Origin of the sequence: Streptosporangium sp. NPDC006013 (assembly GCF_040614275.1) — a bacterium.
Lineage (GTDB): Bacteria > Actinomycetota > Actinomycetes > Streptosporangiales > Streptosporangiaceae > Streptosporangium.
On sequence record NZ_JBEXUE010000932.1, the window covers coordinates 1 to 1,429 of the forward strand.

Below are 1,429 nucleotides of genomic sequence, written 5' to 3' on the forward strand. Positions count from 1 at the left end.
GCGACGGCGTCGCAGGCGCTGGAGGCGGCCTTGGCGAGCTCCAGCGCGGCGGGGATGGCCGGACCGAAGTCGGCGTCGGGTATGCCGGAGGCCGCGATCCCCATCAGTTCGGAGGTGCCGCGCGGCCCGGTGTCCCGCCAGCCGGTGGCCGGGATGACGATCCCGTTCTCCAGGTTGGCCGTGACCGACTCCCGCCCCTGGAGGTAGTTGATCAGGTGCCAGGCGGTGAAGCCGTTCTTCGACGCTGCGGCGACGCCCCAGCCCCACGTGTAGGCGGGCACGACGGCCCTGCCGCCCTCCCAGCGGGGCATGGGCGCCACGCCGTAGTCCTTGCCCGGCTTGAGGGTGTCCGTGCCGAGCCGCTCCAGCGCGGGACCGAGGAAGGCCCCGCTGACGACCATGGCGGCCTCACCCGAGTAGAACAGCCCGAGCGCGCCGAGCGGGTTGGAGAGCCTGGGGTTGCCGATCCCGGCGAAGTACTCCAGGGCCCGGATGCCGTGCTCGGTGTCGAGGGAGGCACGGGTGCCGTCGGCGCTGACCAGCTCGCCACCGCCGCCCTTGATGAGCGCGGTCAGCGTCATCAGCGCCCACTGCGGGTCGCCGTAGAGCCACTGCAGGCCCACCCGCCTGCCGTCGGCCGAGGTGAGTCTCTTGCTGTGGTCGGCGACCTCCTCCCAGGTCGTGGGAGGTTTGTCCGGGTCGAGACCGGCCTCCTCGAAGCGGTCCCTGCGGTAGTACAGCATGGCGGGGTTGAGGTCGATCGGCACGCCGTACGCCTGGCCGCGGTAGCTCAGCGGGGTGACCGTCCCCGGCTCGTACCGTCCCAGGACGGTCGCCACGTCCGGCGCGCCGAACGCCCGGGGGTCGATGGGCGCCAGCCGCTCCTTTCCGGCGTGGGAGGGGAAGCTCCAGTGCCCGATCTTGAAGACGTCGGGTGGGGTGCCGCCGCCGAAGGCGGTCAGCAGCTTGGCGTCCAGCTGGGCGACGGGCAGGTAGAGGAGCTTGACGTCCACGCCGAACTCGTCGATGTAGCGGTGCACCAGCTTCTCGAACTGCGGGCCCGTCTCCTGCGAGCCGTGCAGCCAGACGCTGACCTCGCCGTGTGGCCTGCCGTCCTGGGCCTGCGGCCGCTCGGGCCGGTCGGCGCCGCAGGCCGCCAGCACGCTGGGCGCGGCCAGGGAGAGCGCGCCGGCCGCGAGCAGCCGGCGCCGTGTCAGATCCGCCATCGCGGTTCTCCTGGGGGGTGATCCCGTACGGCGGACACCGCGCGGGATGAGGTGGTCATGGGAGGTTCTCGGCGGCCCGGGGCCGCCGGGAGGTGCCTGGCGGCCTCCTGCCGGCGGGCCGCGCGAGGTGCTGCGGGACCGCCGGCTCTGGCTCGGCGCGCTGCTCGCGCTCGTGATCGCCGCGCCCAACCTGATCTACCAGG

Annotated in this window: 1 protein-coding gene; it reads right to left on the bottom strand. The window is 73.3% G+C overall.

What is annotated here, in order from left to right; genetic code table 11:
- On the bottom strand, nucleotides 1-1,226 hold a 1,226-nt coding region (locus tag ABZ260_RS51020; protein ID WP_355633194.1), incomplete at its 3' end, for an extracellular solute-binding protein.
- Nucleotides 1,227-1,429 lie beyond the last annotated feature (203 nt).